The following is a 26515-nucleotide window of genomic DNA, read 5'->3' as shown; positions in this document are numbered from 1 at the left end:
GAGACGCTTGCCGGCATTGCAGCTCCGGTGCCAACCGGACGGATGATCGCGTGTGGCCAGAGCTGGCCCTTCAAGCGCGTGCCCAATACCGACGCCCGCGCCTCGACGGGGTGATGCCGAACGGCTGGACGTGCCGTTCCATGGCGGCGCATCGTTCATGGCTTCACGCCGAAACCGACCGCCGGCCCGGCGCATCGGTACTGTCGCCCTCCTGTGACGCCCCCTGGCTCCGCGCCGCGCGGTGCAACAGCAGGGCGCCCGACCTGTTACGGGGACACGTGCTCGGCGCGTTTTTCCTCAGCGCAACACGGTGTATCACCGGCGTAACACCCCGTTTTATCGCGGGCGCCGGGCGCGCCACGCCGGGCTCACCGCGCCGGCGCTCGGCGCTCGGCGCTGCCTCGATGGGACGGCGAACGTGCCGCCCACGGTCAGAACCAGGCATCCAGCCACGCTGGTGAGCAACGGCGCGCAGCGCACACCGTGGCACGAAAGATGCCTCGGCGGCGGCAATAGCCATTCAGCATCGATGCGGCCAGCTGGCCAACCGCTGCGCGTCCGTGTCAGGATGCGCGCCCACGAGGGGCGCTCACCTCGCGACTCGAGTCCAGAAGAAGGAGAATACCTGTGGCCATAGGCCGTTTGTACATGGCGCTAGCCTGCATCGGCGTGGGTTCTTTCCTCGGGTGCAGCGGGTGCGTCATCGTGACGACTCCCGGCGGGCCTGTGACGCCGGCGCAATCGGCTGGGCCAGCAGAGCCAGTCGCTCCCCCGGGGCAGCTGCCTCACAACGGCATGCCCAAGAACGGCATCAGCGTGGAGGCGCTCCGCGCGAACAGCGAATTGCTCGAGCGCCTCAAGGTGAGCAAGCTGAACAGCCTGAAGCTCGACGATGTCAAGCCTTTCAGCACGCAGGACCCGACGCTGGAGCCTCGCGCCGTTCAGCTGATGCACTACATCGTATCTTTTGCGCTGAAGGAAGGCCAGAAGGTGTCGGTCCGCGTGGGGAACAAGCGCTACGAGTGGAATGGGCAGATCGGGGCATGCGCCAGCGGGGGACCCTTGGGGGACTGGTTCAACGACCTTCCATCCCCGGAATGCCTGCAAGCGGTCTCCGCAGGCGTGCTCGCCCGGGTGAACGCGCTCAACAAGGTGGTCGTGGTATCCATGCGCGGCCCAGGGGATCTCGTCGCGCTCCATGACAAGGTCCCCGCCGAGACAAGGTCTCGAGAGAGGAACACCAGCACAGGGGAGGCCACGCAGATCGAGAGCTTCGCCGCTTGCAACCCTCCCGGCGGACCGCGTCGGGCGACGAGCGACTGCGGGTGGACGGCGCGTTACGTCGGGCAATGCCTGGCGCAGAGGTCAGGCGATAGTGGGCCGAGGACGGTCAGGCTCAAGCTCGACTCGGCCCACGCCAGCTCATCTCCGGTGTTCGTGCGTGTATGCGCGGGTAACCATGGATGCAACCACGTGGACTACGACGCGGCAGATCCTCGGAGCAGGTACATCAAGCACATCAAGAGCGATGTGCTCGACGGTCCTGGCGACACGGTCGACTTCACATGCCCCGCGAATGGCCCTGCTGGCACAGGCATTGTCGACGAGGCGAGCTCCACCCCCGAACAGGTCGGGTACTTCAGCGTGATGCTGTCGGAGCGAAATTTCGCGGTCGACGTGAAATTCGCGAGCTCCGATGGGGTGAGGTATCCGGCGAAGGAGGTGGAGCTGTTCAGGTACCGCGAGGGCGGGTTCTACGGGAACATCTTCGATTCGAACCCCGGGGGGGCTCGGCCCGACGGGGTGCTCTTCGACAAGCAGTACGCGTGTTATGGCGAGGACTGGAATCAAGGCATGGCGAACCTCGCCGACAGGCTCTGCGCCCTCCCTGCGTCCGATGCGGCAGCGCAGTGCTTCGTCCACGAACCGAAGCCATGCTCTCCTTTCAACGGGAATCCGGGCGCTTGCGTTCGGTCTGCTGGTGCCAGGCGATCCATCTACACCCCGTGCGATGGGGCGGGCGCGCAGTGGAAATACCCCGTCACGGTCTACTTGAACCATCCATGCGATCTCAGGAGCGACTCCGGGTGCTCTTCGTTCAAGCCCTGGTTGATCGACCGCTCACTCAAGTAGCCTCGCCGCGAGCCGCCTCATCGATTCGACCGCCGGGACAGGGGCGTCCACCACCGACCACGCCTTGATCACCTGCTGGGCCAGCCCGAGGGCCCTCTGCCTGTCCCCGCGCCTCGCCGCGCGCTCCGCCTCGCGCACCGTCTTCAGGCTCGCGCCGTTCAGGGCCTCGCTGTCGTCCCGGCTCGCCCGCTCCAGCCGGTCAACGAGCTCGTGCTCCCCCTCGCGCTCATAGGTCGCGACCATGGCGTCGCCAAGCACCTCGACGAACGGCTCAGGCTCCTGAAGCAGCGGGCGCCACGCCAGCGCGGCGCCCCGCTGGTCTCCGCTGGCATAACGCTCGGCTCCCGTGATGAAGCTCTCGGTGTTCGGCAGCTCGCCTTCCGGGAACCTGACCCGGAGCTTGCGAAGCCGCTCGAAGCAACGCCGCGACACCGCCCGACTGGCACGGGCGCAGACGGCTCCCATGCGCAGCGGGACGCTGATGTGGGTGCCCTCGAGGAGGGGTGGCTCCGGGTCGAGGAAGCGGGCGACGATGAGGTCGGCTATCTCGCGCTCGCGCCCGAGGACGAGCGCGAGCTCCAGCGCGCGCCAGGCGATCTGGAGGCGCTGCACGCGAACGAACCCGGAATCACCGGGGGAAATGGCCATCGCGCGCCTCGCCCGCTCGAGGGCGGCGCCGATGCCGGCCTCGCTCGCCTCGACGCGGATGAGGAGGAGCTCGCTGCCGACCTTGTGCAGCACCTGGCTTCCCTGGCCCACCGCGAGCGCTATCCCGCGCGCCTCCTGGCGCGCTCCATCCTGGAGGAGCCGATCGACCAGCGTGTCGGCCACGTTCATGTCCAGGGGCGAGAGGACATAGGCACGCCGCGCGAACCCGAGGGCGCGCGTACGAGCATGCTGCGGGGGAGCCTCTGCCGCTCCAGGGTCGGAGTCCTCGAACAGCCACCCATACGCCTCCCACGGCATCCAGGCCCGCATTCCCTGCAACGCGCTCGCCGCGCTCGGGGTCCCGTGGGTCACCGTCGCCAGCTGCACCCAGGGCGCGCACCACTCCCCGATCGGGTTCTTCGGCTCGGCCTGCACCGCGCTGAACGCCATGTCCTTGGCGAGCGTCGTCCTCTCCGTGGCGCGCTCCTCATCGGGCGACGGCAGCAGGCAGGATATCGTCGCCGCCAGGGTCGAGCGTCCCCAGGCCGACGCCTCGCGATCATAAAGGCGCTGGAGCTCCGCCACCGCCGTCGGATCGACAGCACGCCGCATCATGAGATCGACGCGGGCGCGCGCGGCGAGCTCACCCGGTGAGGCATTGGCGCCGACCGGCGGGAGCGTGACCACGGGAGCGGGCTCGCCGAGCGTGTAGGCGCAGCGGAAGCGCTCGCCTGGTCCCATCTCCGCGAGGCCGCCGCCGCGCGCCTCGAACCGGGCGCACTCCTGTCGGAGCCCGCCGGCGTTGTGGGTCATGGCCAGCGTCAGGTCGAGCAGATCCAGCGCCCCGTCGACCGTGCGCGCCCTCGAGAAATCGGCCACGGCGTCGTCGAGGCGTGAGGCCTTTGGCAACACCCCTGCATCGACCCAGGGATCCATGGCGTTCCTCACGGCCTCATAAAGCGCGCTCCCCCTGCCGACCGAGGACGCGAGCTCCCTACCGTCGGCGGCTCGCAGCGTGACCGTGAGCTGAAAGGCGCGGGACGGCTCGAGGACGATCGCCCCGTCCACATAGGCCGCTCCCCTCCTGCGCGCCGCGTCCAGCGATTGCGCGCGAGCCTCCGGCCCGGCATAGGGATCGATAGGAACCGTGTCCGCGTGCGGCCGTGGGAGCGAGAGCAGCTCCGCAGGGACCAACGTGCGCGCCGCGCGGCCTCCGAGGAGGACCCGAGCCCGCTCGCACAGCGTCGCCGCGGCGGCCGCTCCCAGCCATCCCGCCGGCGCCTCGACCCCGGAGGCCTCCAGGATCGGGCAAGCGAGCACCGTGCTGTCGGGCTCCAGCGGAGATCGCATGACCGTGGGTGGAGGACCAGGCGCTGGCCGGTGAGGGAACGCCCACCGGACGGCGCCCAGACCCAGGGCGGCCAGCGTGACGCTCGAGGCCGCGATCCAGCGCCACCGGCGCGACCGATGCACGATGGCCTGCGGCTGCCGAGGGGGGCTCGGGTCCGTTGCGTCGCTCTCGGACTCGAAGCGAGGCGGCGCGGGGCCGGGCCCCCCTGCGCCGGCCACCGAGTCCGTGCGTCCCACTCCCTCGCTTCCACCCAGATGCCCGTCGGACTGGAACGTGTCGGTCCACGTCGATTGCTCGTCGACGGGCGGCGTCCCCTCACGCGCTTCGGCCCCGGCGGGCTGCTGTGCTGGCAGCTCGTAGCCTGGCACGCCGAGCGCTCGCGCGAGCGCCCCCACGGCGGCGCCCGCGGTCGGGAAGCGCTGGCCCGGCGCGAGCGCCGTCGCGCGTGTGAACCACGCGTCGAACGCGGGCGGCAACGTCACGCCGTACCGCGCGGCGCGCTCGCACGCAGGCTCCTTGGGGCCCTGCAGCGCGACGAGCGCGAACGCGACGGGGCTGTCGCCGATGCCGACTTCTTCTTCCCAGTAGGGTCTGCCGACGAGGAGCGTGTACGCGATCAACCCGAGCGCGTAGATATCGGCGGAAGGAGTGATCCTGCCGCTCTGGAACTGCTCCGGCGCCATGTAGATCGGCGTCCCGGCCGCGCCGGTCGAGCCGCGGGTCGCGCCCTCGTTCAGCACCTTCGCCACGCCGAAATCGAGGATCTTGATGCGCGGGGCGTCGTGCTCTCGCTGCTCCAGGAACAGGTTGCTCGGCTTCAGGTCGCGGTGGACGATGCCGAGCTGGTGCATCTTGTCGATGGCCGGCGCGGCTTGACCGAGATAGGCGAGCACCTCGGCCGGCGCGTGGCCGCCCACGCGCGCGATCCGCTCGCTCAAGGTCTCCCCCCGGAGCAGCTCCATCACGAGGAACGGAGTCCCCGTGGCGTCATCGACGCCCGCGTCGACGACGTCGACGAGCGCGGGGCTGTCGACCTGGCCGGACACGCGGGCCTCCAGCGCGAATCGCTCCCTCAGGTCGGCGCGCTCGACCGTATGAGCGTGCATCACCTTGAGCGCCCGTCGGCGCTCCGTCTGGAGGTCGATCACCTCGTAGACAGCGCCCATCGCGCCCGCGGCCAGGCGACGCAGGACGCGGTAGCGAGACGCGACGACCGTGTCCGGCGTCATGCCCGCCTCACCCCACGGCCGCGGCGCAGCACCTCAGTGGCGGAAATCATCCGGGTCGATCTCGTAGCGCTTCAACCAGCGATGGATCTGCATCCTGGCTTTGCCCATGGCGCGCGCCACGCCGGCGATGTTGCCGCTGTGCGCGCGCAGGAGCGCCTTGAGCTCCTCGGGCCGGGTAGGATCGTCTCCCTGCTCCGTCGCGTCGGCGGCGTTGCGCCTCAGCGCGCTGTTCAGGTGATCGAGCTCGATGGTACCCCGCTGCGCCAGCACCACCGCGGTCGTGATGCACTGCTCGAGCTCGCGCACGTTGAGCGGCCAGCCGTACGTGACGAGGGCGCGCGCCGCGCGAGGGTGCAGCTGGATGTGCTCGGCGCGCTCTCCGTCGACGCGCCGCAGGATCGCGCCGAGGATGAGGCCGAGGTCCTCCCGGCGAGCCCGGAGCGGCGCGAGCTCGATGGCGTGGCCGGCGAGCCGCGCGAGCAGGTCGGAGCGGAAGTCGCCCGACGTCGCCATGCGCTCGATCGGCCGGTGTGTGGCCGCCACGACGCGGAGGTCCACGGGGATCGAGCGCGTGCCGCCGACGGGGCGCACCTCGCGCTCCTGGAGCACGCGGAGCAAGGCCACCTGGGCGGACAGGGGCAGATCGCCGATCTCGTCGAGGAAGAGCGTCCCGCGATCGGCGCTGCGCACGAGCCCGGGGCGATCCTCGGTGGCCCCGGAGAAGGCGCCCTTCCTGTGCCCAAAGAGCTCGCCTTCGACCAGGTCCCGCGGCAGCGCACCGCAGTTGATCGCCACGAACGCGCCCGGCCTGCCCGAGAGCGAATGGATGGCGCGCGCCATGACCTCCTTGCCGGTGCCCGTTTCGCCCTGGATCAGCACGGGGATGGTGGAGGCCGCCACCACCCTGAGCTGCTCGAACATCTCGAGCTGCGACGGGACGAGGGAGAGCAGCCCAGGGACGTGCGCGGCGAGGCTCGACGCTTCCAGCAGAGTGACCTGCTCGGCGCCGCGGGGAATCGCCGCGCGGTAGAGGAAGAACGTGCGGCCCAGCTCGAGCACGTCGCCCTCCCCGAGCTCGGCGTGCTTCCTCGGCGCCCCGTTGAGGATGCTGCCGTTCTTGGAGCCGCAATCCTCGAAGCACCACCGGCCGAGGACCCGCATGATCCGCGCATGCCTCGACGAGAGCCAGGGGTCGTCGAGCTGGATCTCGACGCGCCGGCGTGAGCCGCTGTCCGCGACCTCCAGCCTCCGGGCATTGCCGCGGCCGATAACGACCTCCTCGACGTCGTCGAGGGCGATGCGCGCCGACGACGCAAGCGGCCGATGGCTGTCCGCGATCAGAAACAAAAAGCTGCCGTTGCCTGATTTGTCCAGATACCGCTGTCCGCCCGTGGCGGATAGCGTTCGTTGATCAGGTTCACCCGGCACGAACCAGTCGTACCCAGTCGGGCAGACGCGGTCAATATGCCAGGGGCGGCATTCCGAGCGGCAGACGCGCGGGTTGCTCGTCGTCCACGGGCGTGCGCTGCATCGGGTCGTCGATCGACAAGGAACGCCGCGAGCGCCTCGCGCAGCGCACAGGAGCGCCCGGACGGGGGCTCGATCGAGCCATCGTGGGCGCTGCGCGCCGTCGTCGCGAGGGTTCGTTCGGGCATGGCCTGGATGGGACGAACGGAGCGTATCGCGAGGCGACCGGCTGGCCGATTCGACCAACTCCCAGGCCGGCGCGACCAGGCCGCAGCCGAGGCCAATCGCTACATCTGCCTCACGTCCGGTCGCGGAGGCGCGTGCGTCGCGCCTCGCCGGACACGTGGAGGCTCAAGCCATGATCGGTCGAATGAAGTTCTCGCGAAATTCAGGGAGGGGCTCAATGGCCCTTGCGCTCATCACCACCCTCGCGGTCGCAGGGTGCTGCCATGACTCGGAGAACGATGAACATGACGGCGGCTCGACGAGCGCAGGGCACGGCGGCTCGTCGAGCTCCGGTGGGGGCGGCTCCCCGAGCTCCGGTGAGGGCGGCTCCCCGAGCTCCGGTGAGGGCGGCTCATCAAGCTCCGGCGAGGGCGGCTCGGTCCGCTGCCCGGTCGCGACGCACAACGGGATCATCTCGATCCAGGATGTATCGATTCAAGGCGCTCCGCAGGCAGGCCACGGCCTCACGGTGCAAGTCCTGTTCACCCCATCCAGCCCTCCCGCTTACGAGCAGATGCCCGGGGAAATCGAAGGGTGCAGGGCGTGGGTCTACGACATGCAGGACAATCCGCCGCCCGCTCTGACGGATCAGGGGGTGATCACGATTGCCGGCCTCGAAGGCGGGCCCCTCGCGTGCCGCTTTGCTGGCTCGGGTTATGTTTGCCCGACGTCGACGGGGGCCGGACAGGCGAGCGTCGCTCCAGGGCAGACGGGGACGGCGGCCTACACGATCGAGGGGGCGACCTTCTCCGCAGCCGATGTCGGCCGTTACCTGCGCATCACCGGCGCGGGGAGCGCAAAGAAACAGGGCGCGTTCCCCATCGTCGCCGTGGGGTCGAGCACGACGGCGATCGTGGTCAACCAGGGCGCCGTGGAGGAAGCCTTCGCGGCCGAGTACACCGTGCTCGCCGGGGCGGGGCCCGTTCCCAACAACCCCGTCGACCCGATCGAGGGCGGCGACGAGGTCGTCGTGGGCATCTCGCCCGGCGGCGAGATGGCCTTCGACTTCGCCGACAGCGCGCCGATCGTGGCCGGCGAGGCGTTCACTCCCGACACGGCGTCGGCGGCTGCCCTCGTCGCGGTGCCGCTCGACGGCAACCCATTGACGCTCGGCTGCGGCGGCCCCGGCGGCAATTGCGGGCCGGCGCAGGCCACGCTCGTGCGCCTCACCAGCACGGATGGCGACGTCGAGGGCGCGTCGCCGTTCGCGATGCCCCCGCCCGCGCGCAGGCAGGTCGAGATTCAATGCGTCGCGCTGGGAGGTGATGGCACGCTGACCATCCCGGCAGAGGCGATGAAGCTGCTCCAGGAGGCCCATCAGGGCTCCCCTATCTCGCGCATCCGGACGGCGCTGATGCGCGAAGGATGGGCCGCCCCCACGAACGCCGCCGCGCTGCCTCCGAACATCACGACCATCCTTGTCGGCCACGGGCTCCTCGGCTTCACCAGCCCCTGACGCCCGCGGTGCCTGCGCCCTGATCGGCGCGTCAGAGCGCGCCCGCCCCCGCGCCCTCGCGCCGCGGTGAATACCGGCGAGCGACCGCCGGTGTGGATCCTGCATGATCACGGGCACATGCAACGCCCGCTGCCCACCGTGATGACGTCCGTGGCCAGGCTGGTCGTCGACCTCGGGCTCCGCGACGGCATACGGCTGGGCGCGATGGAGCGCGCCGCGCGCCTGCCGTCGCTCGCCGCCGATCCCGACCGGCGCATCGAGATCGACCGGCTGCTCGATCTCTGGACCTATCTGGGTCAGACGCTGGACGACCCGTCGCTGCCTATCCGCGTCGCGCAGCGGGCGAGGGTGGAGGACCTGCATGTGCTCGGCTTCGCCATCATGACGGCGCCCTCCATCCGCAATGCGCTCGAGACCGCGGCGCGGTACAGCGCGCTCCTGACCGACTCGGGACGATGGGAGACGGTCGAGAGCGCGAAGCGCGCCGCGGTGCGGTGGCATCGCCTGCGGCCGCTCACGCTGGGGCACCGCCTCTCCAATGAGACCGCGCTGGCGCAGAACCTCGGCTGTCTGCGGCAGATGGCGGGCGACGACCTCACGCCGCTGGAGGTGAGCTTCCGCCACGCGGCGCCGCCGCGCCGGGCGGCGCACGTGGAGTTCTTCCGTTGCTCCGTGCGGTTCGACGCGCCCTGGGACGGGATGGTGTTCCGCCGCGAGGTCCTCGACATGGTGCCTGCGGGCGCGAACCAGAGGTTATGGGAGTACCTGTGTCGCAGCGTGAGCGCCCTCTGCGAGCAGCTCGCGCCGCCGTCGAGCGCGGACGGCGTGCGGCACCAGCTCGCCCGCGCGCTCTCGAGCGCCGAGGGCGGGTTCCCGACGCTGGACGACGTGGCTCGCTCCCTCGGCACGACGGAGCGGACGCTGCGCCGGCGCCTGCAGGGCGAGCGGACGAGCTTCCGGAAGCTGGTCGAGGAGGTGCGCCGCGACCGCGCGGCCGACCTCCTGGCGAGGAGCAGCGTCACCGAGACGGCGCTACGGCTCGGCTTCTCGGACACGACCGCGTTCAGCCACGCGTTCCGGCGCTGGTTCGGCTGCCCTCCGCGCGAGCTCCGGGGCCCGAGGGGGGCTGCGGGCACTCAGGGGACGTGAGCGGGGGCGAGGCTGGGACGCGTCCGCGGCTGCGTCGCGAGCCACGATGCGACATGGGTGAACCGGTGCGCCGCCCGACCGACATTCAGCTCTTGCTAACGCACCCTTCGGCGCTGACAGCCATCGGGCTTGCGGCGCGGAGCCGCCGGTGAGATCCTCAATGCGCAAGGTCACCAGAGACGTTCGAATGCACAGACCTGGTCCGCCGGCTTCGGTTGACCAGTCGACGACTCGTCGGGCCGACAAGCAACCGTGGAGAGCAGTGGTAGATGAGCGAGCCGTCGGCGTACGAGGATGGATATTCAGCGCTGCCTGCTGAGGATCGGCGGCGGCTCGCCGGGCGAATGTTCGCGGAGAAGAACTACGTGCTGGCGGCGGCGCTGTTCGAATCGGTCGGTGAAGAGCTCTCGGCCTTGGAGGAAGGCAAGCTCCGCTACTCGCGCGCGCACATGGAGCAGGGGAACGTGAGACTCGTCAACACGGCGGCCGTCTTGCCGATCCTCTTTCATGGATATCGCGGAGAGACCGTGGCCGGCGTCCTCGGCGTGAAGTTCGGCGACTCCGCGTCTGCCACCGTCGGCCAGCTCGTCCAGGTTGTCTACCATCCCTCGTTCGACCCGGAAGCCGTTCTCTCCCTCGTCCTCGACGACGACCGGACCGTGCTCTCGATCACGGCGGCTAGCGTCAGCCTCTGGCGCTCCGCCTACCTCGCCTGGGACCCCGATTTTGCGAACAGCCTCCCTGCCGAGCGACTGCCAGAGGCTCTCGCAGTTCACCAGGAGCAGGTTGTCGTGCGCGCGGCGGATGCCGTGGAGCTTTGGCGCAAGATCGGGGCCATTTCGGTCGACGGTGCGGAGCGGCAAGCCCGGGCGCTCGATGGGTTGAGGGTCGCAGGGTGCTTCCGCGACGGCCGTAAGCACGACTTCAATGTTCATGTGGCGAGCGGTGGTCCTGGCGTCCAGCTCGCCAGGCTCCTCTTCGAAGCGGCGTGGGAACGCGCTCGCCTTCCCGGGAGTGTAGCAGCGCTGGAGAACCTGTTCGGCTACCTTCGTGGCTCGGGGCTCCCGGTCAAAGTGCAGCCGGGGCCGCCGCGTATTCTCCGGATTTTCGGGCGCCTCGGTTGGAGCCCCGATGCGGCCGACGCCCTTCGCGAGGTGCTCTCTGGTATCCCTGCGGATGAGCCCCTCATCGTCGACTTTTCGAACTTCCGATCGATGGGCACCTATTTTCATCCGTTCTTCGCCCCCCTCGTCCAGCGGAGCGGTCCCACCGCGTGGATTCGATCACCAGGTGCAGATGACCACCTTTGCGCCATGTCTGTCGATCCGGCCTGCATCTTCGACACGACGCCCGAGGCACTCGCGCACATCCGCGCGGTGCAGAGATGAGCTATCCGCATCACGCGTAAGCGTAAAAACGTCGAGCAGAGCGGCGCGGGGCTCCACGAAACCGACGGTTCACTCGTGTTCGCCCGCGGCCTGGATGCGCCCGCTCTTCACCGCGGCCGCCAGCGCCTGGTGGTCGCGCTCCGTCTGATCGGCGTAGGCGATCGCGAACGCGCCGATCGCCTTGTCGAAGGTGTCCGCCTTCCCGAGGTACGCCGCGATCGCGATCCGATCGCCCGAGCGCGCGTGTGCGCGCGCGAGGGTCCAGCCGCAGAGGCCGCCGTACGTCGTGAGCAGGACCCGATCCAGCGCGGCGATGTCCACCGAGAACTTCCAGTCGCGCAGCTGGCGCACGTAGAAGTCGCGCTCGATCCCGTCGGCGCCCTTCACGCGCTGCCAGCCGAGGAAGATGTCGCTCGCGGCCTGCATCAGCCGCTGGCCCGCCACCACGCGCTGGCCGCTGTTGGGGTACGCGCTCTTGCCGAGGAACCGCTCGAGGACCGACGCTTGCGCCTCTTTCGCCTGCAGGAAGAGCGGGTCCTGGTCGTCACGGCCGAACAGCAGGATGATCCAGGCGCGCAAGCCGACGCTCCCGACCCCGACGACCTTGTGGGCCATGTCCGCGAAGTTGTACCCCTCCAGCACGTGCCGCCGATCGGCCTGGAGGGTGCTGCGGTAGCCGCGCAGGATCTCGCGCACCTGCTGCTCGAGCCGCTCGCGGTCCACGCCGTGCACGAAATCCTCCATCGGGACGATCAGGGGAGGATCGCTGATGATTCGCCGCCGGCCGCCCACCTCGCGGGTCAGCTTCTCGTAGGCCTGAAGGCTGTCCTTCGCCCGGGCCTTCGCGAGGTTGCGCTCGGTGACGTTCAGACGATCGCGACCCACCTGCGAGCGGAACCGGTCGAGGATCTGCTGGATGTCGAGGCTCGCGTACCAGACGTCGAGGTTGCGGAGCGCCGCGAAGCTCCGCATCGCCTCGCGGTACGCGCGGACGGTCGTCAGGACGATGTCGGACCGCGCCGCCTTCGAGAAGCCGTTGTCGCGCCCGGCCAGCTCCAAGCTGGCGGCCAGCCGCTTCACGTCCCAGTCCCACGGTCCCGGGAGCGTCTCGTCGAAGTCGTTGATGTCGAATACCATGCGGCGCTCGGGAGATCCGAACACCCCGAAGTTCGAGAGGTGCGCGTCGCCGCAGAGCTGCACCCTCAGGCCCGAGCGCGTCGTCGCGGCCTGATCGGAGGCCATCACGCACGCTGCGCCCCGGTAGAACGTGAACGGGGAGACCAGCATCCGGCCGTAGCGGATCGGCACGAGCTCTGGCACGCGGGTCTTCGCTTGTTCCTCCAGAAGCGCGATCGGATCGGGCCGGTAGGGCAGCGCCTCCCAGTTCGCGTGCGCGGCACGTGGGATCTCCGCGCGCTCCGCCTTCCCGCGAGCCGCGTGCTCCTCGGCGGTGAGGTGCGGCATCGCCCACTCCCCCGCGACCGTCGATGATCCGTCTGATGCTCCGTCTACGGTGGCCATCTCCGTCTTCCGTCCCTCCCTCGGCGCTCATCGCCCCACGGCCGTGTGAGATATGCTGCTCGGATCCTCGCCGGTCCGCCTGACGCGCTCGGGAGGCTCACTCGCCCATCGTGCGCCGCAGCTCGATCATCGCCTCCTGGCTCACCTTCAGAGCCCCCTCCTGCGGGCGGTCGAGATCGGCGGTCAACATCATGACGACCGAGAGGCTCATGACCAGCGTCGCGACCGCGGGCGACCGGCGCGTCTTGACCAGACCGGCGTGATAACCGACGGCCATCAGGTTCAGGATCGCGACCGCGAAGAGCGCCGCCCACAGGACCCCTGGAATACCGCTCCGGACGGCCACCCTGACGCGCTTCGTGTGGAGTTCGATCGTCCGGTTCAGCGACTCGATGAAGAGCGCCACGACGGGCGAGCTGGGATGATCTCGTCCGGCGACCTCCGCCTCTTTCCAGAGCTCCCGGTGCACCTCCTCCGAGCGCCGCACGGCTTGCTCGAAGTTGTCGGGCCTCGCCCCCTCCAGACGCGACGCCACGTAGTCACGCAGCAGCTCGCGGACCTTGGCGCCGCGGTCGCCGGGGAGCAGGCCGGCGCGCAGGTAGGTCGTCTCGATGGCGTTGGCCTCGTCGACGACCATATGTTTCCTCGCCTCGAAGCGGGTCGCCGCAAAACCGAACGTGAATGCCAGGACGAGCGCCAGCAGGCCCATCGTGGTTGTGACCAGGGCGAGCACGTGGGTCCCGCCCTCCCCCTCGGAGCGGCGCAGCCGATACCCTCCCAGCCGGTAGCCGCCCTCGACGGCGAGCACCAGGACCACGATCGTGATCCCCAGGAGCAACCAGAGCGGAATTCGATCGAGCGGTCCAGCCACGGGCATCGACGCACCTCGCTTCAATCACGGCTCTTCGCTGTCGCGAAGACGGAGCATGTCGTCGCGGTGCCGGCCTGGGCGGTCGCCGTCAGTCCGACAGCCCGGCTGGCGCTGGCTTCAGGGTCGCGATTCCTGGGGGAAGGTCAACCAACCCGCCATCGTTCTGTCAAGCGCTTTCAATGCGAACACAGGCCTGCAAGATCCGGAGTTTCTCCGATCGCGGTAAGGGCGGCCTGATCCTGAGCGCGGCTCGCCGGACAGCGAACCTACACCGCCCGCCACCGGGTCTTCCGCATTTTCTCCTCGGGCGCTCGCGCAGGCGGCGGAGCTGCGGATAGCGTGGAAGGATGAAGAACCATCTGCAATTTCCCCTGATGATCGCGCTGTTCCTCGCCGCCTGCGACTCCACGCCGGGTTCGGGCGGCGACGGCGGCTCAGGGCCTGACGTGCCCTCGCCGCTCCCCGACGGCGGCGGAACGAACGACGGCGGCGGCGGCGGCGGGACGAGCCATGGCGGCGGGGGCGGCGGCGACACGTCGCCGTCCGGCACGCTGAGCGAGCGCTACCCGGACGACGTGGGGATCGCCGGTGACCCCGCCGTGCTCTTCCACGACGACTTCGAGCAAGGCTGGGGGCGCTGGGACGGGCCCACCGCCGACACGCGCTATCTGCACATCGAGGCCGACGCGGCGACCGCCCACGCCGGGCAGGGCTACCTCCGCTCGACCGTGACGACCGCCGATCTGGCGGAGGAGACGTACATCTCGTCGTCCACGTGGGTCACCCACGAGCGCGTCGACGAGATCTACTGGCGCTTCCACGTGCGCTTCCCCGAGCTCGCCCCGAACCCGCACCACTGGGTGCGCATGGCGGCGGGCAACGAGAGCTGGGACAGCAGCGGCCTCGCGAACACGGTGCCGCCCGGAGACGGGGGCTTCTGGTTCGACTTCGACACGAACACAGACGACGTCTTCAATTTCTACGTCTACTGGTACAAGATGCGCTCCGGTCGCTGCAACGACGGGACCGCGACGCCTGGCTGCGCGGGTGATCAAGGCACGACGTACCACTACGGAAACGGCTTCCAGCCGCCGGGGCAGGCGCCGTTCCCGCGGGACCGCTGGTTCTGCGTCGAGATGTACGCGCGCGCGAATACCGTAGGCCAGAGCGACGGCGCGCTCGCGTTCTGGATCGACGGCGTGCCGATCGGCGACTACCGCCCCGGGTACCCCGACGGCACCTGGCTCCGCGACCAGTTCCACACGGGAGGGTGCGACTTCAGCGCGTGCACGCCCCCCGAGCCGTTCGGTGGCTTCGACTTCCGATCGAGCGATGACGTGCGCTTCAAGAGCTTCATGCTCGACGCCTATTACGAGCGCGACTCCAACGCTCGCCGGCGGGCGGAGATGGAAGAGCTCGGCATGACCGTCTCCGACACGCACACCATCCTCTACGACGACGTCGTCGTGGCGACCGAGCGCATCGGCTGCCGCCGCTGAAGCGCGCGCCTCGCGCCCTCTCCGTGGTACTCTCCCGCGCATGGGTACCGCGAACGCCCCAGCCCCCCGACGGCGCTCGGCCCTGCGCTGCGCCGCGTGCGCGGCCCTCCTGCTGGCCGGGTGCGGCCCCGCGCCGACGCTGGCCGAGCCGCGCGCGCCGGAGCCGCCGCCCGCCGCCGAGACGATCTACATCGTCCTCCAGGATCCGCCCCCGGCGCCGGCGACAACGGCGGCCGACGGCTGGGTGCCGGACGAATTCCCCGGTGACAACCCGTTCGAGCGGACGCGGACCTGGATCGGCGATTACGACTGCCCGCAGGGCACGACCGAGATGACGTTCCGGATCCTGGAGGTCAAGGGCGACAGGATCAAGGCCGTGTTCGGCTTTCATCATGCCGAGTCCGGCGCCGCCGGCAAATACCTCATGAGCGGCCGCTACGACGCCGAGACGCGGACCGCATCGTTCTCGCCCGGCGCCTGGCTCGAGCGCCCGCCCAACTACGTCACCGTGGGCATGAAGGGCGACCTCGCGTTCGACGGCTCGCTCTTCGCCGGGCGCATCGAGCACCCCGACTGCGGCGCGTTCCGGCTCCGGCCGGCGGGGTAGCGTCGCCCCCGCGCTGCTCGTCGCCAGGCCGCGCCAAGGGACGAGCAGCGCCTCCATCATATGGGCAGTCGCGCGAGCGAGGGGCGCGGCGCGGCCCTCAGGGCGTGCTCGACGGGTCTGCCGGGTCGCTGCCCTCGTCTTCCTCGTCGCCGTCGCGGAATCCGTCGCCGTCGCGATCCAGCCCGATCCGCTCCCCCGAGCCAGGCGGCGCGCACGTGTACGTCAGCTCGCCCCGATTGCGAGAAGCCCGGTGCCGCAGCGCCGCGTCGCGGATCGGCGCGTCGCAGAGCCGGTCACCGATGAACAGGCCCGCGCCGACGTAGAGGAATCCCGCCGTCTCGTGGTCGTCCGATCCCTTGACCACGAGATCGCACTCCCCTGCATCGGCCCGCGCGCGGAGCAGATCGATCCTCGGGCCAACCACGGCCGCGTTGTTCCGGGTGAGCGTCACCTGCTGCCCGACGATCGGCGCCAGGTTGCTGTCGAACGCGAGCAGGAACTGCTCCACCTGGCGCCGCATCACGTCGCCCTCCGGCCCCGGCGGGAACCCGCCCGGGGTGAGCGGCGACTGGTTGAACCCCATGTCGGGGGTCGCCGAGCTCACGAAGCGGAAGAGCGTCGGGACGCCCCCTTCGTTGTTGAAGCCGAAGCCGCGGACCTGGTCGCCCAGGAACGCGTCGCTGCCCGGGAAGAGATCGTTGTTCGCCATCCCGAACATGCCGACCTTCTGGTACAGATTGCGGAAGTGCGGCGACTTGAAGGCCTCGGTCTCCAGGTCGAACGTGTACCGGCCATCCCCGCCGAAGAAGCCCGGCGCATCGACGCCGAACTCCTCGTTCGCGTGGCGGTCGAGCACATGGCACGAGACGCAGGTGCCCTCCTCGCTGAAATCGGAGACGTTGTTGAAGAAGAAGCTGCGCCCGGCCTGCTGCGCCGGCGTGAGCGAGTTGTCCAGCGCCCGGATCGGGTTGGGCGGATAGGTGACCTGCAGGATGAAATCGGCGAACGCCTGCATGTCGGCCTCGGGGATGAACTCGCTCCTCCCCACGAGATCCGTGAACCCCGCCTGGAACTCAAGGAACGCCGCCACCTCGTCGAACGTCCCGCTGTCAGGATGCGCGCTCGGCTCGTCGCGGCCCGCGGTGCGATCGCCGCGCCAGTGCATCGGCCCGTGGTTCGCCATGCCGCGGAGGCTCTGCGTCGTCATCGGCCCCTTCATCGGGTGGTGGGTGTCGGGTATCCCGAAGTCCAGCGGGTGGGACTCGAACGGCCCCGGGATGTCCAGGACCACCTCGTCCGGATTCCCGAGGTCCCACGCCAGGCTGTCGAAGTCGCCGTAAACATGGCAGCTCGCGCACGACGAGTCGCCGTGGCTCGACGCGAACGACGCGTCGTAGAGGAACCGGCGGCCGGCGATCACGCTCGGCGGCTCCGGGTTGTGCATCGGCACGTGCGCGATCTCGGCCCTGGTCGTCGTGCTGAGGATCGAGATCGCGTTGTCGAAGCGCGTGATCGTGTAGAGGCGCCGCCGCGCCTCGTCGAGCAGGAGCCCCGTCGGGCCGCCGCCGGGCACCGGGATCTGCTTGGCGGTGCTCGGCGTGAAGGTGTCGTTCTCCAGTGCGGCGGTGCTGAACACCCCGATCTTGGACGAGCCTATCGTCGCCACGTACAGCGTCTTGCCGTCGCCCGTGACGGCCATCTGCTGCGGGAGCGCGAGGCTCTTCTGGTTCTCGGCGTTCGGCACCGGGGCGCAGCAGGCGTCGTAATCGATGTGTTTGTTGAGGTGCCTCGGCGTGACGCTGCCCGCCGGGCCGAGGACGGTGATCCTGCTCTCGTGCAGGTGGCCTCGTATCGTGTGGCCGGCGAAGATCCCGGGCCCCTCGAAGCGCTTCTCGTTCCCCGCCTCGGTGTTCGACACGTACACCTTCCCGCTGACCGGGTTGACCGCCATGTTGTAGAGGATGGTGCCGACGCCGGTGTAGAACCCCGCGGCGCCGGGCAGCTGCCTCGGCGGGCTCGCGTTCGCGTCGATGACGAACACGTCCTTGTCGGGCAGCGAGAGCCGGACGGAGCTGTCCCAGACGCGGTTCAGCTCATCGACCCAGTGGACACCATTGAACTTGAGGATGAGCCCCGTCTCCGGGTGCGGGATCCCCTCCGCGTTGGTGGCCGGCCCGGGCACGCCCCCCGCCGCCTCTCCGCCGTTCGGGATCAAGCCCTCGTGGAGCGAGGTGGTGCGGTTCCCGGAGTGGAAGGCCGCCGCATACACCTTGCTGCCGTCCGGCGTCACCGCCAGCGCCCGCGGGGTATCGCTGAACAGCGTGACGATCGTGAGCGGCGCGCCGGCGAGCGTCGTGCCGAGGCGGTCGGCGTCGAAGACCCAGACGTCCGCCCGGCCCACGCCGGGGGTGGTGAGCTGGGGGTCGAACGGGATGTTCTGTCCGCGGTGCGCCGTCGTGATGAACGCGCGGCGCTTTCCTGGGCCTGCGAACACGATATCCCGCGGCTCGTCGCCCACGAGCAGCGTCCGCACGACCCGGCCCGAGCGCGCCCCCTGGGACAGCTCGACGACGCTCACGCTGTCCGACAGGTGGTTGACGACCCAGACCTCGGTATCGCTCCGCGCCGCCACCGCCACCGGCTCGAGGCCGACGGGGATGGAGGCGCGGTGCTCGAACCCCTGATCCTTGACCCGATACACCTCGAGGTGGTTGTCGGGTGTGTTCACGGCGAATAGCAGCTTTCCGTCGGGCGAGAGCGCGAGCGGACGCACATGGCCGCTCTCGAAGAGGGTGAAAGACGACGCCGCCTCGGCGGATCGGCCGGCCGCGAGGCCCACGAGCAGCGCCGACGCCGCGACGAGACGGGAGAGGACGTCGCGCACGACAAAGTACGAGGCCATGAGTCACCTCCGATGAGTGGGGTTCTCCTCACATGATTTCGAATGGCAAGCAGACGATAAGGCGCGAAGGTTATTGAAACGTAGTCGTGGCCGGCTCGCATTGCAATATCGCAATGGTTTTGCTTCAGCAATCGATCCCTTCGGCACACCTGCGCCGAGCAACCTACCGAGGGGCCGCGGCGGTGCGAGGCAGTCCTGTCGGGCAGACGGCGTCGGCGCTCCTCGAGACAGCCCCGGGATCGCCGTGATCCGATCGCCGGGCATCGCGGCGCCGCGGCGGTTCATGGTAGGCTGCGCAACATGCAGGGGGGCCTCGCAGTCGGGCCGTCGTTTCGGCGCCGGGATCACGGCGCGCGGCGGGAGCCCGTCGCGCGCCCGTTCGACACGCGCTCTGCACGCCCCGGGAAGGAGCCCCGACCATGAAGACATCGGCTGTGCGACGCGCCCTCGGCTGGCTCACGGTCACCGCGCTGTCCGTCCTCGCCTCGGCGTGCCAGCCGGATCCGTCGCCCGGCGATCGGGGCAAGGAGGCGCGGCCGCCGCTCCGCTTCAGCCACGGCTACTGGCTCGGGTACTTCCCGCTGTCGATCGCCGAGGAGAAGGGCTTCTTCGACCAGCAGGGCGTCGACGTGGAACTCGTCTTCAACCCGGATCTCTACGGCATGATCTCCGATTTCACGGCGGGCAAGGTCGACGGCTTGCCGTGGACCATGGAGGTCGTCGTGCGCATCCTCGCGAGGGAGCCCGATGCGCGGGTCGTCCTCTACTCCGGCCAGACGGCGGGCGCCGACGTCATCATGGCGCGGCCGGAGATCCAGACGATCTCCGATCTCAAGGGGAAGAAGATCGCGGCCAAGACCGGCGCCATGGGCGAGATGCTGGTCAGCGAGATGCTGGAGAGGAACGGGCTCGCCATCGACGACGTGACGCTTGTCAACGTGAGCGAGACGGACGTCGCTCCGTTCCTGGCGAACAATACAATCCAGGCTGGGCACACCTGGGAGCCCTATGTCACGCAGGCGGCGAAGTCCGGCGCCAAGGCGGTCTTCTCGAGCAAGGAGACGCCCGGGCTGTTCGCCGACTTCACGCTCTTCCGCAGCACGGTGCTGCGCGACCGGCCCGACGATGTCCGCGCCTTCATCCGGGCCTGGTTTCAGGCCGTCGAGTTCTGGAAGGCCCACCCGCAGGAGGGCAACGAGATCATCGCGAAGGCGCTCAAGATCCCGGCCTCGGACATCAGCACGGACGGATACGAGCTCTTCTCGCTGGAGGAGGTCCGACGGAGGTTCGCCCCGAACAACGACCCCACGTCGCTGGCCCCCCTCGTCAACAAGCACATCGATTTCCTTGTCCAGGACGGGCAGCTGGGGCGCCGCCCGGACCTCGACAACATCTTCGATTCGTCGTTCCTGCCGCCCGCCACGAACCGGGAGTGATCGCCGCGGCCCGCGGAGCACCTGGACAGCATCGCCACGGAGGTTCGACGAACGCCATGAGTCGCGCAATGCAGCAGCAGGCCCCGCTCATCACCCTCCGCATGAAGCTGATCGTGGCGCTCTTGACGGTCGCGCTCGCGCCGCTCTCGATCCTCACGCTCCTGAACAAGCGGACCAACGAGGCGGTGCTGACCGAGAGCGCCAACCAGGCGCTCGCCGCGGCCGCGTCGCAGGCCGCGACCAGCGTCGACGATTTCGTCGAGAGCAACCTGGACGCGGTCCGCGTCGAGGCCCGCCTGCCCGGCCTGACCAGCTACCTGAGCCTCGACGACGAGGACCGGCGGAGCGGGAGCGAGGCGCATGCGTTCGCGTCGAGGACGCTGCACGGGCTCATCCGGAAGGACACGATCAACATCCTCTCCTATGCGCTGCTCGACCAGCGGGGGCACAACGTCCTCGACACGGTGCAGACGCCCGCGGAGAGGGACGAATCCAGGAGGGACTACTTCGTCCGCGCGATGGAGACGGGCCTGCCCTACGCGTCGTCGGTCGTGTTCGCCGGCGAGGTGCCCCAGCTCGTCTTCAGCAGCCCAGTCCGCGACGCGCTGAACAAGAAGAAGACGATCGGCGTGCTCCGGTGCACCTACAACCTGTCCGCCGTCCAGCGGATCATCCTCTCCCAGACGCAGCTCCTGAAGGCGTCGGACGCGTTCGCGATCCTCCTCGACGAGCACCATGTCCGCCTGGCGCACGGCCGCGCTCCGGAGCTCGTGTTCAAGTCGCTTGTACCGCTCGGCCCGGACCTCGAAGGCCGGCTCAGGGCGGAGCGGCGGCTGCCGGACAAGCCGCCCGCGGAGCTGTCGACCGACGTGCAGGCCTTCGACGAGGGGCTGCGCCGGTTCGAGCTCGAGCAGGACCCGACCTCGGCGGCGAGCCGCTTCCTGCGGGCCCGCATGGCCGCGAGGGACGCCCCCATGAGCGCGGTGGCCCTCGCGCGCGTGAGCGCCTTCGACGGCATGAAGAAGCCGCCGTGGACCGTGGCGTTCGTGCGGCCGGAGGCGGCGTTCCTCGAGCCCATCGAGGAGAAGACGACGCGCGACGCGCTGCTGCTCGCCTCGCTGATCGCCGCGATCGTCACGGCGGTCGCCGTCCTGATGGCGCAGGTCCTGACGAGGCCGATCACCCGCCTCGCCCAGGCGGCGTCGCAGCTGGCGAGCGGGAGGCTCGACACCGCGGTCGAGGTGCGATCCCACGACGAGATGGGCACGCTGGCGGAGGCCTTCAACCAGATGGCGCGCCAGATCCAGGGGTCGTTCGAGGAGCTCGAGCACCGCGTCGAGCAGCGCACGGCCGAGCTGAAGGAGGCGAAGATCGCCGCGGACTCCGCCAACAAGGCGAAGAGCGACTTCCTCGCCAACATGAGCCACGAGCTCAGGACGCCGCTCAACGGCATCCTCGGCTACGCGCAGATCCTCCGGCGCTCGCGGGGGCTGGGCGAGCAGGACCTGCGCGGCATCGACATCATCCATCGCTCCGGCGCCCACCTGCTCACGCTGATCAACGACGTCCTCGATCTGGCGAAGATCGAGGCGCAGGCGATGGAGACCCACGCGAACGATTTCCACCTGCCCTCGTTCCTGCGGTCGACGGCCGAGATCTGCCGCATCCGCGCCGAGGAGAAGGGCATCTCGCTCGTGTATACGCCCGATCCCGAGCTCCCAACCGACGTGGTCGCCGACGAGCGGCGGCTGCGGCAGGTGCTGATCAACCTGCTCGGCAACGCCGTGAAGTTCACCGAGAAGGGCGGCGTCTCCTTCACGATCAAGCGGCTGGGCGACGGGCCGCGCCCGCCGCACGCCTCCGCGCCGGACTCCGCCGCGATCCAGAGCGCGCCGCGCAGGACGCACCGGGTGCGCTTCGAGATCGAGGACACCGGGACGGGCATCAGCCCGGATCAGCTCGACCAGATCTTCCTGCCGTTCAAGCAAGCCAGCGACGGCAAGCGCCGCGTCGACGGGACGGGGCTCGGGCTCGCGATCAGCCAGCGGATCATGAAGCTGCTCGGCAGCTCCATCGAGGTGAGGAGCGAGCCCGGCAAGGGGAGCGTGTTCTGGATGGACGTGATCCTCGCCGAGTCGCCCCGGCGAACCCAGCCCACGGCGCTCCGGCCCGCGTCGGCGATCGTCGATTACGAGGGCAGGCGGCGGCAGGTCCTCGTGGTCGACGACAAGCCCGAGAACCGCGCGGTGCTCGTGAAGATGCTGCAGTCCGTCGGGTTCGAGACGTCCGAGGCCACGGACGGCAAGGAGGGCCTCGCGGCGGCGTCCGAGCGCGAGTTCGACCTGGTGGTCACGGACCTCGCGATGCCGGAGCTCGACGGCTGGGAGATGATCCGGCTGCTCCGGAAGGCGCCGGATCGAGCAGGATTGAAGATCTTCGCGTCGTCCGCGAGCGTCTTCCTTTCCGATCAGGACAAGAGCCTGGCCGCGGGCGCCGACGATTTCCTCCCGAAGCCGCTGCAGCTGGAGGAGCTCTTCGACAAGATCCAGCGGCACCTCGGGGTCTCGTGGATCTACGAGCAGCAGGGCGATCCCGGCACAATGGGCGAGGCGCCCGCCGACGCCCACCGCGACCCGAGCGCACCCGAGCTCGCCGGCGGCGCAGATCCGCAGGTGACCGCCCCCGCCGCCGAGGATCTGCGGAGCCTCTTCGATCTCGCGCACAGAGGGCTCTTCAACCAGCTCCAGAAGCACCTCGACAGGCTCGATCGCGCCGATCCGAAGCTCGCGCCGTTTTGCAGGCACCTGCGCCGCCTGATGCAGGATTTCAAGATGGAAGCCGTTGAAGATTTCATCAAGATGCACCTACGCGATTGACGTTGCTTGGACGGCGCGCGCCTTGGTTGTGGCGATGGGAGCGCGCGCTTCCTGTTCCTGGAGGGTAGAACGATGGATGCCAGTGACGCCGGGACGATACTCATCGTGGACGACAACCCGAGGAACCTCGGTCTCTTGTCCGATACCCTGACGGGCTCAGGCTTCGAGGTCGCGGTGGCGGTGGACGGCGCGCGCGCCCTGCGGCTCGCGAGGGAGGGGATGCCGGATCTCATCCTGCTCGACGTGAAGATGGATGGGATGGATGGATTCGAGACGTGCCGCCAGCTGAAGGGCGACCCGGCCACGGCCGCGATCCCCGTCATCTTCATGACGGCGAGCACGGACCTGTCCGCGGACCGGGTGAAGGGCCTGAACCTCGGGGCCGTCGATTACCTCGCCAAGCCGTTCCTGGACGAGGAGCTGCTCGCGCGCGTCCGGGTGCACACGAAGCTCAGGAGGCTGACGATGCACCTGGCCGCGCAGGTGGACGAGCGGATCGCGGCGGAGGCGGCCCTCCAGCGGCTCACGCAGGAGCTGGAGAGGCGCGTGGGAGAGCGCACGGTCGCGCTGGAGAGCGCGCTCGCGGGGCTCACGCAGGCGCAGGCGCAGATGGCGACGGTCATCCGCGCGGCGCAGGCGGTCTCGGGCGAGATCGTCCTCGACGACGTGCTCGACCGGCTGATGCGGCTCACGCTGGAGCACGCCGGCGCGCGGAAGTGCGTCCTCGTCCTCTCGCGCGAGTCCGGGCTGGTGATCGAGGCGTCGATCACGAGCGATCCGGACACGGTGGTGCTCGGGCTCTCGACGCCGGTGGGCCCGGGGGTCGATCTCGCTGTGTCGCTCGTGGAGGAGGTCGCGAGGGCCCGGCAATCGATCTTCGTCTGGGACACGAGCCGCGACGCTCGCCCGGCGGACGCGCGGTACCTCGCGGAGAAGGGGCCGAGGTCGATCCTCTGTCTGGCCATGATGTGCCAGGGAGAGCTGATCGGCGTCCTCTACATCGAGGGCGACGCGGCGCCGGAGCCGCTGCTCGCGGCGCAGCTGGAGACGCTCGGGCTTTTGGCCTCCCAGGCGGCGGTGGCCGTGAAGAACGCCCTGCTTTATGGGCACCTGGCGGAGATGACGTCCGAGCTCCGCCGCTCGAACGAGCGCCTGGAGACCGAGGTCGCGCGCCAGACGGAGGAGCTCCGCCAGACGAACGAGCGCCTGCAGCTGGAGCTCGTCGAGCGCGCCCGGGCCGAGGGGGAGCGCGCCCGGGCCGAGGAGGAGCGCGCCGCGCTCCAGGCGGAGGTCATCGAGGCGCAGAGCGCCCGGCTCGCGGAGCTCTCGACGCCGCTCATCCCGATCACCGATCACATCATGGTGATGCCGCTCATCGGGACGATCGACTCCACGCGAGCGCAGCAGGCGCTCGAGGTGGCGCTGAACGGCGTCCAGGCGAACCGGGCGAAGGTCGTCATCATCGACGTCACCGGGGTGACGGTGCTCGACTCGGCGGTCGCGAGCACGCTGATGAGCACGGCGACGGCGCTGCGGCTGCTCGGGTCGAAGACGGTGATCACCGGCATCCGCGCGGAGCTGGCGCAGACGCTCATCGATCTGGGCGTCGATCTCGGCGCCGTGGTGACCAAGGGGACGCTCCAGAGCGGCATCGGCTATGCGCTCCAGCAAGCCGGCGACGGCGGGGCGGGCCTGCACGTCAACGGCAAGCACGCCCGCAACGGCCCCGCGCCCGGGCGCAGGAACGGCCATTGAAGGGCGGCGGGGCGGGCCCCGCTCTCAGGGACCGGCAGAGAGCTGCGATTCGCTCGCCGCGCCGGGGAGCGCCGCTCGGTACCCCAGGTAGCGCCCGAACGCGCGCATCGCCTGGTTCCAGTGCTTGGGCTCCTTCACCAGCATCTCCTTCACGCCGACGTCGGCCAGGGCGTCGCCGACCTCGATCCACCGCGGATCGCGCGTCAGCGCGTAGGCGGCGCCGAACACGGGCACGATCAGCAGGTTGAGGTCGGCCGTCCCGCTGTCGTCGTACGCGTCGGTCTCGCAGCCCCACAGGTACCGGAACGCGCGCCCGTCCGAGGTGATGGCGCGCTCGGCGAGCCAATCTGCCGCGCGCGCGACCACGTCGCGGACCCGCGGGTCGCCGGTGAGCGCGTGGTAGTCCATGAGCGCGTCGACGAGCAGCGCGGTCATGAACGGGGAGCCGCCGCGCGGGCCGCGCTCGCACTCCGACGGGTCGGCGCGGGTCAGGTCGTGCTCGAACGCGCCCGACGCGCCCTGCTGCTGCCACGCGACGGTGCGATCCGCGAGCCCGCGCAGCGCCGACAGGAGCTCCGGCCGCGGGTCGAGCGCGTAGTAGCTCGACAGGGTCATCATCACCCAGGCCATGTTGCGCTCGGTCACGCGCAGCACGTCTTCCCTTCCGCCCGTGAGCGCGGCCTGGTTCTGCCGGAGGGCCTCGCCCATGGCGAGGACGGCCTCCCTGGCCGCCGGATCGCCGGTGAGCAGGTAGTCGTCGACCATGCCCTGGCCGAGCATGCGCCGGAGGACTTGCCAGGAGAGGGGCGCCGCCGGGGTCCAGTCCTCCCGCTCGCAGACGTGGACCGCGAGGCGGCGATCGGGCGAGAACCTGAGCTCGTGCTGCCGGTACCAGACGGCCTCGGCGCGCGCGCGGCGGTAGCGGGCGGCGTCGCCGTTGCGGAGGAAGCGCTGGTAGAGCGCGTGCGGGCCGTCGTAGTACGTGCGGTACGGGGCCGAGCAGGTGACGCCGTACGCGTCGTACGCGGGCGTCATGCGGGCGAGCGCGCCCTCGATGCCGGCCTCGAACCCGGGGAAGCGGCGATCGTCCATCACCGGCAGCTGCGGCCCGGACACCAGGCTCGCCGCGTACCACGACGGCGGCAGCACGGCCGCGATGGGCCCGTCCGGGTTCGGCAAGAGCGCCTCGTCGAGCACGGCCGCCCGAGGGACCTGGAAGGGCTGCGGGACCTGGGTGAGCCGGGGGGCCGGGGGCGCCTGGGTGGGTGGGTGGTCGGCGCGCTGCGAGGGGGATGATGGCGAAGGGGCGCCGAAATCCAGCGTGTAGATCGCGCGTTCTCCGGGCGCGAGCGCGGCGCCGAAGACGAGGAGCGCGCTGCGGATCGAGCCGCCCCTGGGCCAGACCGCGAGCGGCTTCGCGCGGAGCGGGACCGCCGCGCCGCGCGCGTCGCGCAGCCGGATGAACCGGACGTCGCGCAGCGCGCCCGGCGCGAACGGCACGGCCGCCGACACGACGGCCTCCGGCGCCGGCGGCGCCGCTCCCGGCGGGCGCTTCGCGGGCGCGGGCGCGGGCGCGGCGTCGGCGACGAGCAGCAGCGGGACCGATTCCGCGGCCAGCGGCGCCTGGAGCGCAGGCGCGCCGTGCGCCTCCAGGACGGCCCGCACGCGCGGCTCCACCCGGCGGGCGGCGGGCGCCCGGCCGCAGCTCGCCAGGAGGAGCAGCGCTGCGAGGAGCAGCGCCGCGAGCGGGCGGCGGGCGGCGGGCCTCGCCTTTGCGCGCTGCGCATCCATGCCGCATCCGATGCTCTGCGCCCGCCGCGCATCGCGGCACAGCCACCGAGCGCGCAGCCGCAACGAGGCGGGCTGCTCGGCACGGCGCGCTCGCCCGGTCGCGCTCGCCGGCGCCGCGGGAGCGAGGGCAAACAGCGCGTCGAGCTCGCCCGGTAGGCCGCAAGCTCGAACGCCTCGGCCCCTCGCCGGCATCGAAGGGGAACCTGCTGCG

The 26515-nt window shown here is 70.1% G+C and carries 15 protein-coding genes; 9 read left to right on the top strand and 6 right to left on the bottom strand.

From position 1 onward, the window contains the following. The first annotated feature begins 795 nt into the window (after positions 1 to 795). Positions 796 to 2133 (top strand): hypothetical protein, encoded by a 1338-nt coding sequence (locus WMF14_RS11310; protein ID WP_437800772.1) that lies wholly within the window; start codon positions 796 to 798, stop codon positions 2131 to 2133. Here WMF14_RS11310 and WMF14_RS11305 read toward each other — a convergent pair. Beyond that, positions 2122 to 5361 carry a serine/threonine-protein kinase gene (locus WMF14_RS11305; protein ID WP_437800770.1) on the bottom strand — a complete coding sequence of 1080 codons (3240 nt, stop codon included), beginning with the start codon at positions 5359 to 5361 and terminating at the stop codon, positions 2122 to 2124. The genes WMF14_RS11310 and WMF14_RS11305 overlap by 12 nt on opposite strands. A 33-nt stretch (positions 5362 to 5394) precedes the next feature. Then, a complete protein-coding gene (locus tag WMF14_RS11300) occupies positions 5395 to 6789 on the bottom strand; it encodes a sigma 54-interacting transcriptional regulator (protein ID WP_437800768.1) in 1395 nt (464 codons plus the stop codon). A gap of 442 nt (positions 6790 to 7231) precedes the next feature. On the opposite strand from WMF14_RS11300, the gene WMF14_RS11295 reads away from it, so the two are divergent. From WMF14_RS11295 to WMF14_RS11285, 3 genes are all read left to right on the top strand, one after another. Beyond that, the gene (locus WMF14_RS11295) at positions 7232 to 8509 is read left to right on the top strand and encodes a hypothetical protein (RefSeq protein WP_437800766.1); all 1278 of its coding nucleotides are present in this window, start codon (positions 7232 to 7234) and stop codon (positions 8507 to 8509) included. A gap of 117 nt (positions 8510 to 8626) precedes the next feature. Then, positions 8627 to 9658: an AraC family transcriptional regulator gene (locus WMF14_RS11290; protein WP_437800765.1), complete on the top strand. Its 1032-nt coding sequence runs from the start codon at positions 8627 to 8629 to the stop codon at positions 9656 to 9658. A gap of 269 nt (positions 9659 to 9927) precedes the next feature. Then, positions 9928 to 11046 (top strand): hypothetical protein, encoded by a 1119-nt coding sequence (locus WMF14_RS11285; RefSeq protein WP_437800763.1) that lies wholly within the window; start codon positions 9928 to 9930, stop codon positions 11044 to 11046. 69 nt (positions 11047 to 11115) lie between these two features. Here WMF14_RS11285 and WMF14_RS11280 read toward each other — a convergent pair whose 3' ends face one another. After that, positions 11116 to 12510: a DUF2252 domain-containing protein gene (locus WMF14_RS11280; RefSeq protein ID WP_437800761.1), complete on the bottom strand. Its 1395-nt coding sequence runs from the start codon at positions 12508 to 12510 to the stop codon at positions 11116 to 11118. 154 nt (positions 12511 to 12664) lie between these two features. Continuing rightward, complete coding sequence (locus WMF14_RS11275) at positions 12665 to 13444, bottom strand: hypothetical protein (protein WP_437800759.1); 780 nt, start codon at positions 13442 to 13444, stop codon at positions 12665 to 12667. Positions 13445 to 13785: 341 nt separating this feature from the next. Between WMF14_RS11275 and WMF14_RS11270 the strand changes: the two genes are divergently transcribed. Next, positions 13786 to 14937, top strand: coding sequence for a hypothetical protein (locus WMF14_RS11270; RefSeq protein WP_437800757.1), 1152 nt, complete (start codon positions 13786 to 13788; stop codon positions 14935 to 14937). A gap of 40 nt (positions 14938 to 14977) precedes the next feature. Then, positions 14978 to 15544, top strand: a complete 567-nt coding sequence (locus WMF14_RS11265) for a hypothetical protein (protein WP_272101627.1) — start codon at positions 14978 to 14980, stop codon at positions 15542 to 15544. Positions 15545 to 15641: 97 nt separating this feature from the next. On the opposite strand, the gene WMF14_RS11260 is transcribed toward WMF14_RS11265, so the two are convergent. Continuing rightward, entirely contained in the window at positions 15642 to 18446 is a 2805-nt protein-coding gene (locus WMF14_RS11260; RefSeq protein ID WP_437800755.1) for a hypothetical protein, read from the bottom strand. 419 nt (positions 18447 to 18865) lie between these two features. Here WMF14_RS11260 and WMF14_RS11255 point away from each other — a divergent pair, with 419 nt between their 5' ends. The 3 genes from WMF14_RS11255 to WMF14_RS11245 all read left to right on the top strand — a co-directional run bounded on the left by WMF14_RS11255 (position 18866) and on the right by WMF14_RS11245 (position 24513). Beyond that, positions 18866 to 19882 (top strand): ABC transporter substrate-binding protein, encoded by a 1017-nt coding sequence (locus WMF14_RS11255; RefSeq protein ID WP_437800753.1) that lies wholly within the window; start codon positions 18866 to 18868, stop codon positions 19880 to 19882. A 56-nt stretch (positions 19883 to 19938) separates the two neighbouring features. Beyond that, positions 19939 to 22758, top strand: a complete 2820-nt coding sequence (locus WMF14_RS11250; protein ID WP_437800751.1) for an ATP-binding protein — start codon at positions 19939 to 19941, stop codon at positions 22756 to 22758. A 72-nt stretch (positions 22759 to 22830) separates the two neighbouring features. After that, positions 22831 to 24513, top strand: coding sequence for a response regulator (locus WMF14_RS11245; protein ID WP_437800749.1), 1683 nt, complete (start codon positions 22831 to 22833; stop codon positions 24511 to 24513). Positions 24514 to 24537: 24 nt separating this feature from the next. On the opposite strand, the gene WMF14_RS11240 is transcribed toward WMF14_RS11245, so the two are convergent. Then, entirely contained in the window at positions 24538 to 26304 is a 1767-nt protein-coding gene (locus WMF14_RS11240; RefSeq protein WP_437800747.1) for a hypothetical protein, read from the bottom strand. Positions 26305 to 26515 lie beyond the last annotated feature (211 nt).

The organism is Sorangium sp. So ce693, assembly GCF_051521375.1.
GTDB classification, from domain to species: domain Bacteria; phylum Myxococcota_A; class Polyangia; order Polyangiales; family Polyangiaceae; genus Sorangium; species Sorangium atrum.
This window is presented reverse-complemented; position numbering and strand designations above follow the sequence as displayed.